General features: G+C 70.2%; 6 protein-coding genes. 1 reads left to right on the top strand and 5 read right to left on the bottom strand.

All coding sequences use genetic code 11. The annotated features are described in order from the left end of the window. Positions 1–92: 92 nt before the first annotated feature. Together ABEB12_RS20255 and ABEB12_RS20250 are read right to left on the bottom strand one after the other, a co-directional pair. Positions 93–767: a winged helix-turn-helix domain-containing protein gene (locus ABEB12_RS20255; protein ID WP_185063363.1), complete on the bottom strand. Its 675-nt coding sequence runs from the start codon at positions 765–767 to the stop codon at positions 93–95. Between the two features lie 60 nt (positions 768–827). Continuing rightward, the gene (locus ABEB12_RS20250) at positions 828–4,802 is read right to left on the bottom strand and encodes a hypothetical protein (RefSeq protein WP_185063364.1); all 3,975 of its coding nucleotides are present in this window, start codon (positions 4,800–4,802) and stop codon (positions 828–830) included. A gap of 989 nt (positions 4,803–5,791) precedes the next feature. Between ABEB12_RS20250 and ABEB12_RS42145 the strand changes: the two genes are divergently transcribed. Then, positions 5,792–6,271, top strand: coding sequence for a response regulator transcription factor (locus tag ABEB12_RS42145; protein ID WP_185063385.1), 480 nt, complete (start codon positions 5,792–5,794; stop codon positions 6,269–6,271). On the opposite strand, the gene ABEB12_RS20235 is transcribed toward ABEB12_RS42145, so the two are convergent. From ABEB12_RS20235 to ABEB12_RS20225, 3 genes are all read right to left on the bottom strand, one after another. Continuing rightward, positions 6,241–7,758, bottom strand: a complete 1,518-nt coding sequence (locus ABEB12_RS20235) for a UbiD family decarboxylase (protein WP_185063365.1) — start codon at positions 7,756–7,758, stop codon at positions 6,241–6,243. The genes ABEB12_RS42145 and ABEB12_RS20235 overlap by 31 nt on opposite strands. Beyond that, positions 7,755–8,318, bottom strand: a complete 564-nt coding sequence (locus tag ABEB12_RS20230; protein ID WP_345702980.1) for a UbiX family flavin prenyltransferase — start codon at positions 8,316–8,318, stop codon at positions 7,755–7,757. The genes ABEB12_RS20235 and ABEB12_RS20230 overlap by 4 nt, the downstream gene beginning before the upstream one ends. Positions 8,319–8,400: 82 nt before the next feature. Continuing rightward, positions 8,401–8,712 (bottom strand): hypothetical protein, encoded by a 312-nt coding sequence (locus ABEB12_RS20225; RefSeq protein WP_185063366.1) that lies wholly within the window; start codon positions 8,710–8,712, stop codon positions 8,401–8,403. Positions 8,713–9,873: the final 1,161 nt, after the last annotated feature.

Here is a 9,873-nt window from a genome sequence, read left to right as displayed (position 1 = left end):
TTTCCGATCGCTTCGAGAGCCACGATATGCAGCCGCGTTGGTATGGGCCATAAGGCCAAATGAAGCTTAAGGTTGGCACGCAACACACCGTCTCACCTGGCCGAACAGGGCACCGGTGGGGCCTGCGTGCAGTTGAGCCGGTACCCCGTTCCGCGCACCGTTTTGATCAGGTCGGGCCGGCGGAGGCGGGCGCGCAGGGTGGCCACGTGCACGTTCAGGGTGTCCTGCACGCCGGGCCACGGGGTGCCCCAGATCTCCGCGATGAGCCGTTCCCGGGTGCACACCCCGCCCCGCTCGGCGGCGACCAGCGCGAGGATCTGGAACTCCTTGCGGGCCAGGTCGACCCGCCGGCCGGCGACCGTGGCGGTCTGGCTGACCAGGTCGATCTCCACGTCGCCCTGCCGGATCACCGGGTTCTCCTCCGACCCGCGTTGCCGCTGGGTGGCGGCCCGCAGGCGCTCCGCGAGGTCGCTGATCTTGTACGGCATGAGCAGGCAGTCGTCGATCTCGGAGACGCTGCCGGCCAGCTCCCGGTCGGCGGTGCCGACCACGATCGGCACCTGGCTCATCGCGCGGACCACCCGGCACAGCGACAGGCTCTCCGGGTCGCGGTGGCGGATGTTCAGCACCACGACGTCGACGTCGCCCAGGGCGTTCACGATCTGCCAGCCGTCCGGCGCGTGCACGGCCTCGACGCCGTTGCGGCGGAGTCCGTCGATCAGCTTCTGGGCCATCTGCGGGTCGTTTTCGACAATCAGAGCTTTCATTTCGCTTCCTTATTGGTTTAGGGGGATCACCTCTGGTTTCTGGGTTCGGTCGGATGGGCGCTAAGGGGGGTGGGACGGGTCGGTCCGGGTCCGGGCATGACTAAGCCCCCACGTCGCGAGTCGCGAGGTGAGGGCTTGCAATGACGTGTGGAAGGTGGCGCCCGCCGGCGGAGGACCGCGCGCGGTCGCGCTGCCGTGCCCGCTGCGCGGGATGCCGGCACCCGCCGGCGCTGTGGCAGCTTCGGTGAACGCGCCGCCGGACGTGTCGTCACCGAGCACGGCGGCCGCACCGGACGAGCCGGACGAGCCACCGGACGGCGCCCCACCGAACGCCGCGCCGCCGGGGGCGGGGGCGCCCGCCGGTGGGGTGTTGGGCAGGCCCCAGCCGCCGCCGTCCCAGCGGGAGGCGATCAGGCGGGACGGGTAGCCAGCGGACGATCCGAACACGCCAGGCGAGCCGGAAGTGGGCGACGAGTCAGCCGAGGTGGCGGCCGGTGCGGACCGGTCGGCGACGGGGGTGCTGGCGACCGACGTGCCGGCGACGGGGGCGCCGGTGGCCGGGATGGTGGTCGCGCCGGTGCGGATGGGGCAGCCGTTCGGGCCGCAACCGCCGCCGGTCCCGCTGCCGCTGCCGCCCTCTGTCCCGGTTGGCGTGGCTTCCGGGCGCTGGGTCCAGGTCGAGTGGGGCTGGTCGTAGGTACCGGCGGTGGAGTTGGTCTCGGCGTAGCAGGGGCCGCCGGTGCAGCCAACGGTGTGCGAGGTGCTGTGGGTGCCGGTGGCGTCCGAGGTGCTGGCGGCGCTCCACGCCGAACCCGTGCAGCTCGCGGTCGGGCAGGTCACCGAGGCGGTTGACGTGGAGGTGGAGGACGGGCCGGGTGCCTCGGTCTGGCCGGGACCGGGGAAGCCGGTGCCGGAGGTGGCCAGCGAGTTGGCCTCGGCGCGGCAGCTGCCGCCGGTGACCTGGCAGCCGCCGCTGCCGGTGGAGGTGCGGGGCTGGCCGCCCGAGTAGCTGGCGTCGGCGGCGGTGGCGCGGGTGTAGACGGTGCCGGAGCAGTGACCGTCGGATTGTGGGCAGTCCAGCGAGCCGTCGCCGGAGCTGTCGCTGTGCAGCGCGCGGATCCCGCCGGGGGTGTTGGTGTCGACGGCGGTGAGGGTGTCGCTGGTGCCGTCGCAGTCGCCGGAGGTGGTGGTGCAGCCGCCGGTGGCGCTGCTGCTCTTCCAGGCCGCGGGGGCGGTGCGGCCGGTGGTGGGGTTGGTGACCGGGTCGCCGGCGCCCCGGCCGGCGGTGTCCGCGCGGCCGTCACCGAGGCAGTCGGCCAGCCCGGCGCAGCGGACCTGGGTGGTGGTGTGGCTGTGCCCGTCGCGTGTGAGGCCATCTATGGCGAGAGGGGTGGCCGACTCGGCGGTGGTACCGCAGCCGCCGACCTGGACCTTGCAGTTGCCGCTGCCGTTGGTGGTGCGGTTGGGGCTGGTCGCGGAGGTGGTGGCCACGCCGTTCCCGTAGCAGCCCCTGACCCCGCCGCAGTCCAGCCCGCCGGACGCGTTGGCGCCGTCGCCGGACTCGTTCAGTGCCAGGAAAGCGGTCACGTGGCAGCCGGTGGCCCCGCCGGCGCAGTGCCCCTGGGAGTCGCCCCGCTGGCTCAGCTGCCCGGACCGCTTGCCGGAGTTGTGCGCGTCGCAGCCACCCCGGGTGGACTGGCAGTCGGCGTCGACGCCGGCCAGGCTGGAGGTCACCGTCGTCACGCACTCGCCCGGGCAGGACGCGGCGGCGACCACCCGGTCCTGGACGGCGCCCTTGGGCGCGGGCGCGGAAGCGACCCCGTGGCAGCCGGTCGCGGACTCGCACCGGGAAACCGCCCCGTCCGGACCGGACCGCGCCGTCAGCACGCAGTCCCCTCGGACGTCGCAGTCGGTGGTCGCGGCCTTCCGGCCGGTGTCCGTGGTGGCGTCGGCGCCCACGCCGCAGTTGGGCTTCGAACCGGTCAGATCGCACTCGGCGGAGGCGCGCTGGTTCTGGTTGACGCCGGTGGCCGCGGTGGCCGCGCAGGAGGAGAGCCCGGACAGCGCCATGCATCTGGTGGGGTTCTGGTCGCGGCCGGCGGTGGCCGCGCACTCGCCGAACGCGCCACTGGTGGTGCAGCCGGCGGTCGGCCCGTCCCCGTCGGCGAGCCGCACGTCGGTGGTGTGGCCGGTGGCGCGGGCCAGCTCCTTGGTGTCCGCGTAGACGCGAGCCCGGGTGGCGATCAGGCGGTTCTGGGTGGCTTCGAACTGTTGGCGGCTCACCTTGCCGGCGGCGAGCTGCTTGCGCTCGGCGTCGTACTGGGCCTGCTGGCGCTGCTGTTCGACGTTGCCCTCTACCACCCGGTCGATCAGTGCGGAGCGCTCCGGGGAGAGGGTGGCGGCGTCCGCGTCGACCTTGGTGACCAGGGCCTGCTGGGCCTTCACGTGTTGGGCGTAGGCGGCGGCGCTGCCCTTGCCGGCGTCGACCTTCTGCTTCTCGGCCGCCAGTGCTTGCTCGCCCTTGGCGATGTCGATGCGGCCCTGCAGGACGCGGTCGGTGTGGGCCGCGGAGTCGTCGTAGCCGCCGGTCTGCTCGTCCGGCGTGCGGTGGGTGACGTGGTCGAACAGGGTGTTGAACGCCTGCTCGGTGCGCTGGCCGGCGTCCCTGCCGGCCGCCTTGGAGACGATGCCGGCGATTTTGTGAGCCAGGTCGGTGGTCTGCTCGTCCAGCTTCGCGGGGCCGCCTTGGTTGCCGGCGAGCGCGCGGAGGGCGAACTGGAAGACCGCGTCGAGGATCTGGCCGATCACGCCGGGGTCACCGGCGGAGGCCCTGATCGCTGCTTGGGTGGGGCGCTGCTGGTTTTGGCCGTTCCAGCGGGTCGGTGGGCCTCGGCCGGGTTGTCCGAGCGGCTCGCGGCCGGCTGCCGGGATCTCGTCGGTGCCGGCTTGGCTGGGCCGTGCCGAGCCCGGCGGGGGCCAGCCACGCTCGGGGCTCAGCGCGGAGCCGGCGCCGGTCTGCTCGTCCGGGCGCGCGTTGGTCGCCCGCCGGTCACTCGCGCTCGCCGGGGTGCTGGTGCCGCCGTCGCCGTCGGTGCGGAGCCTGTTGCTCGCGGCCAGGGCGGTGGACACCTCGTCAGCCAGCTCGGTCAGCGCCTGGTGCGCCCTGGCGCCCGCGCTCTTGCCGGCCACGGCGGTGACGATCCCGGAGAACGCGTCCACGACTCCGTCGAGCATCCGGTCCACCTGCTCGGCCGACGGACCGCGTTGCGCGGAGGCGTGACCGGTCGCGTTGGCGGCGGCGTCCCCGGAACCGGCGGTGCTGTTGGGGCCGGCGTCCGCGGCTACGCGTTCGTCCGCGGCTACGCGTTCGAGCGCGGTCGCCAGGGCCGGTGCCGTGGTGTCGGGCGTCGGAGTGGTCGCCGTGGGCACGTGTGAGTTGGCGGGATGTGCTGAAAACGCCGACTCAGTGTGCTGGGACTGCCGACTCTGTGTGCCGAGAGCGTCGACTCGGTGTGCTGGGAGTGCCGACTCGCGGGGGGAGAGGAGGTGGGTTACCCAGTTCAGGACCGAGTCGGTGATGGTGCGGGTGGTGGCCACCAGATCGTGGCCACTTGTGAGAGTGGCGTGGCCATTGCTGAGAGTTTGGTCGTGGCCATCGCGGATCTCCAGGATTGGCCAGGTGGCCACTTCGGTGTCCGTTGGCCGCTGGTAGCGGTCACGCAATTCGGCCAACGACCGCGCGGGCGTGGCCGTGGCCGCGCGGTCACTCAAATGTTGTTCCGTCGACTTCTTTCCATTTCCACCGAATAGGTCGGTCCAATTGGCGGAGTCGGTGTCGTCCGATTCGGAGGAATCCGCGAACGCCACCAATTCGACCTTGCCGGAGTGGGTGGAAAGCGAGTCGTTCGGCGCCTCGGTGGAGATCAGCATGGCGCCCAGCCAGAGCAGCACGGCGCCGAGCAACACCCTCCCGAACGTCAGCGAGCCAGCCGCCGACGCCACCGCGCGCCCCAGCAGCGACACGACGGCGCGCACGCGCCGTGTGTCAGCCGAGGACACGGTAACCATCGCCGAACACGCTCCCAGCACGAAGAAGGGCTCACCTGAGCAGGAACAACTGGGGGTGATCGGAACCAACCACGGTCGGCGTCACGTGGAGGAACATCCTTGCCGAACCACAAGTCGATACACCGGGACGCCCGAACAGACAGGGGCATCGAGCAACAAGCGATCGACGCTAACCACGGTCACCTCACGCGGAAGCGCATCCTCGCAACGCCCAGGGGCATCGAGTCGATCGCGAGTGCCACTTCAGAGTACAGAAATCTTAAGAGTGTGTCCACCGCGTGCGGCCAACCTAAAGGAAACCTTGTAATGGATTCCGACGGTCGGGCGAGCCAAGCCCAACGGCTCCGCACATCGTGATCATCCGTCCGACGCGGGGGCGCTACGTCTCCACTCCCCTATGGCGCCAGACTGGTCAGTGCTGGTTGTTTCGGAAACAATTCGACAATTGGATCGATGATCAATGGGTGCGATATTCACCGAAGGACGGCAAATGTGCCGAGCCACACGACATGTCGGGTCGCGGATTCAGTGGATGAAAGCCGCCGAGACGGGTGACGGCCGCCGAGCGACCGCGGCCATGGCCGCCACCGGGTCGCGGCCACCGGGGCCGTGGCCATCCCGATCCATCCGGTGACCATCCCGCGGTCACCGGGTGGCCACGACGTCTCGTCCGGCCGCCGGACATGGCGACCGCCGCGGTGGCGTCCTTCGTGCAGCTGGCGACCTGCTTGGAGATCGCTCGTTTGGCCACGCGGGGGTTGGTTCGCGGCCGGCGGGCGGCCAACCGCGGCGTCGCGCAAGGCGCCGAGGCTGGAGGTTGAGCACCAGCTGGGAGGCCGGCCAGGGATCAGCTGGCGATTGCGCGCGGTTCGGTCGGGCGGTAGCCGGCACCCCGGACGGTTTCGATCAGGTTCGCGGTCGCGGTGAGCATCGCGGCGGCCGCGGCCGGCGCCACCATGTTCTACTACCCCCAGCATCAGTGGGCGATCGTCGACCGGCTGACTCGCCACGCCCAGGCGACGGCGGAGGCGGAACGGCGGCTGCTGCTCGAGGACCGGGTGCGCCTGGCCCGGGAACTGCACGACATCTTCGGCCACACGATGGCCGCGATCAGCGTCCAGGCCGGCGCCGCACTGCACGTGACACGAAACCGCCCGGACCAGGTGATCACCGCACTCGACATCGCCCAGCTCGGCGGCCGGCCCGGAGCACCCCGGATCAGCCCGCACGCGCTCGAGTCGCTGACCGCCAGGGAACGCGAGGTCACCGCGTTGGTCGCGGCCGGCATGAACAACGCCGAGATAGCCCGGTCGCTGTTCATCAGCAACGCCACGGTGAAAACCCACGTGAGCCGCGCCATGACCAAGCTCGGCGCCCGCGACCGGGCACAGCTGGTGGCCTTCGCCTACCTATCCGGCCTGGTCGCCGCGCCCTGAGCTGAGTACCCGTAGGACCGCCAGTTGGTCAGGACTCGCCGCTGGATGTCGGCCGGCCAGCCGTTCTCGAAGGTGCCCTTGACCGGTCGCTTGTCCGGTGGGAACAGGTCGGCCAGGAGGCAGTTGTAGATCACCTTGCCGGCCCGGTAGGTGTGCTGTTCCCGCTCGTCCAGGTACACCGACAGGGCGGCGGTCGGCTTGGCGGGGAAGTGCACCTCGCCGTGTTCGGGGTGGGTGCGGGTGGCGAAGGCCCAGACGACCTCGTTGACGTCGGTGATGTCGATGTCGTCCTCGACCAGCAGCACCTTGGGCACGCCGAACCCCGCCTTGCCGGTGAACACGATGTCGCCGATCCGTTGCGCCAGATCGCCGGAGTGGATGTTCAGCGTCTCGTACCAGTCGTGGCGGACCGAAACGATCAGCCAGTGCAGCGCGGACTCGTAGGAGAACCAGGTGGACGCCACCGGCAGCCCGGCCTCGCGCAGCTGGTAGAGGATCTCGGCGGCGTGCATGGTGCCGGTACCCGTGTGGTCCTCCTCTACCGGCGGACCGGCGGCCACCACGGGCAGGATGGCGCCGTCGCGGTAGGTGATGGCGCTGACCGCGAACACCGGCTTCGGCGAGGCGTCGAAGGCGTTGTAACCGGGGTACTCGTTCATCGGCCCTTCCATCGCCTGCTCGTCCAGCGCGATGTGGCCCTCGATGACGATCTCGGCGGTGGCCGGAACCACCAGGTCCACGGTCTCCGCCGGTACCACTTGCAGCGCCTCACCGAACAGCGCGCCGACGAAGTGGCTCTCGTCGGCGTTCTCAGGCAGCGGCATCGCCCCCGCATAGGGCAGCGCCGGCTCCACGCCGAGGGCGAGCGCGATCGGCATGGGCTTGCCGATCGCGGTCCACTTGGCACGGATGATGCCCAGGTGCTGCGGGCCGGGGATGAGGCACGCGAGCGTGTCCCTGCCGGCGATCATCATGCGGTTGATCGACCAGTTGGTCCACGAACCGTCGGGGGTCTTGGCGATGTTCATCCCGTAGGTCTGGATGTAGCGGCCGCTGTCGTTGCCGTGGATCAAGGGCGTCGGGAAGCCGAACAGGTCGATGTCCGCGCCGCGCATGATGTTCTGTTTGCAGGGCGCGTCCGCGGCCGGGACGGTCACCGGCGGAATTCCTTGCCGCCCCCGGGCGGCGACGATCGCCTCCATGATCTCCTGGCCGGACGTGGTGGCCGGAAGGCCCAGGGCCAGGGCTATCCGGGCCAGGCGGTGCGGCGGCGCGCTCAGCCCGCCGGGTGCGCCCAGCACGCGGAAACCTGTGCCTGTGTAACCGGTGATGTTGTTGAACAGCGGTGCGGGCGCCGTCAGGTCGTACGAGCGGCGGATGATGGCGCCGATCTCGAGGTTCCAGTCGACCTCGGTGTCGATCGGTTGGAGCTCACCGATGGCGTCGAGCTCGGCGATGAACTCCCGCAGCGAACGAAGGTGCTTCACGTAGGCCTCGCAATCTGCTCGCCCCAGCGGGGCACGGTGTCGATCTCGATGCCGACCAGATCCAGCGCGCGGGCCGCGGTATGCGTGACCAGGTCGTCGATGCCGCTCGGGCGCAGGTAGAGCGCGGGGACCGGAGGCATGATGATCCCGCCGGACTCGGTCACCCCGGCCATCGCCCGCAGGTGGCCCAGGGTGAGTGGTGTCTCGCGGACCAGCAGGACCAGGCGGCGCCGTTCCTTGAGCGTGACGTCCGCCGCGCGGGTGAGCACGTTGTCGCCGTTGCCGTAAGCGATCGCCGACAGCGTCCGGATCGAACACGGCGCGACGATCATCCCGTCATGGCGGAACGACCCGGAGGCGATCGCCGCGCCGATGTCCGCCGGGCGGTAGACCACGTCGGCGAGCGCGGCCAGCTCCCGGGCCGTCAGGTCGGTCTCGTAGGCGCGGGTCTGTTGGCCCGCGGGCGTGACCACCAGGTGGGTCTGTACGCCGGCGGCTCGAGCCAACTCGAGCACCTTGACCCCGTACGCGATCCCGGTCGCCCCGCTGATGCCGACCACCAACCGGGTCGGACGAGCGCTGTTCAGCGGAACCCCCGGAGTGCCCGGCGGCGAACTGGGCGAACGACGCCAGCCGCGGTGACTACTTCAGGCTGTTCCATGCCCTGCCAACCTCGTAGCACCTGACTATCGACTTCTGGCCGGCGCCGACCCAGGCGCCGGACTGGGTCGACTTCCTGCCCCCGGCATCGCGGCAGATTGCCGATACCTGGTGTTGCCCTCGGTAGGTAGCGCAGTAGCTCCAGGCCGAGGTCGGCCGCGCGTGGCTTGCGTCGGTGTTGTGCTGCACCACACAGCCCGAAGGGTCGGCGGACGCGATCGGTGTGCCGAACGCGGACACCGCGCCGAGGACGGCCAGGGTGAGCGCGGGCGTGACAAGGATTCGGGGCTTCATCGGGCGAGCCGATCACGCATCGACCGGCTCACACATCGGCGAGATCGCCAGTCCCGGAACCCGCTCACTACGGCGTAGCCACGCACCCGTCCTCGCCGCACATCGCGCCCGCGACCGGGCCCGGCACCGGATGCTGGATGGGTGCCGGGGCCGGCGCCGGGTGCTTACCTGGCACCGGCGGCGGGTGTGGGTAACAGCCCGGTCCTTCCCCACAGATCGGGTACCGCGCGGGCTGGCCGCCCGGTCCGGCTATGTCCTGCGCAGTGACGGCTGGACCCGCGGCCAGCGCCAACACGGTCACCAACGAGCCAACGAGAAGCATCTGTATTCCCCCTCCGACTGCAACGCGGTTCACGGTAGGTCCGCGGGCCAGGTCGGCGTATCGGTCGGTTCGCCAGTCCCGGCCGCGATCTCGACGAACATGCGGGAGGTCGAGCTCGCCACCGCCACCGTCATCGCAGCGCCGGATAGGGTTTAGCTTCTTCTTAGTAAATAAGTGGCGCGATGTCCGCCGGACATTCTCTGGCATTTGTGTCCGGCCGGCCGCTGACCGCGGTCATTCCCGTCGCGCCGCAGCCACTGGCCATGGCCATTCATCTGGTGGCCGCGAGCGAGTGGCCACCGCCGGGTGGCCGCTACACGTGGCCAGTTGGCGATGGCCACCGAGTGCGATGGTGGCACTTGATGACGACGGTCGCGACAGAGAGATTGTGACCGTGCTGAGGATTAGCTGGCACGAATGTCGTGCATGAGCGAGCTGGTCATTTTCGCTTCTCGCCACAGGAGACAGATGTGCCACACGTCAAAGTCAAATGCCAAGGGATGCTTCCGAGTGCCTTGCGCGACCCAACCTGCTCGGTGAACCTCCGCCGAGGCCGCCCCTCGGCGCGGCACCACCAGCGCCGCCGACGCCCACGGCAGCTGCGCGAACACTCCATCGTGGATCTAATTCATGGACCGTTGAGTTATTAAGCAATCCTTAACTGATCTGGACATAAACTTGGCGCCTGCCGTAACCTCCCGGCAGCGGTTCGATCGACTCGGAACTTGCCGAGGATGCGCTACCCGCGTGGTTTGCGTCGATCGAAAACTGCGGATCGACTCGTTCGGCTCGTGACGTACCGAGCGACGAGGATGTGCCTCCGTGTGATGACGACCGCG

Origin of the sequence: Actinospineispora eucalypti, assembly GCF_039543365.1 — a bacterium.
In the GTDB taxonomy this organism is placed as follows: Bacteria; Actinomycetota; Actinomycetes; order Mycobacteriales; family Pseudonocardiaceae; genus Pseudonocardia; species Pseudonocardia eucalypti.
This window is presented reverse-complemented; position numbering and strand designations above follow the sequence as displayed.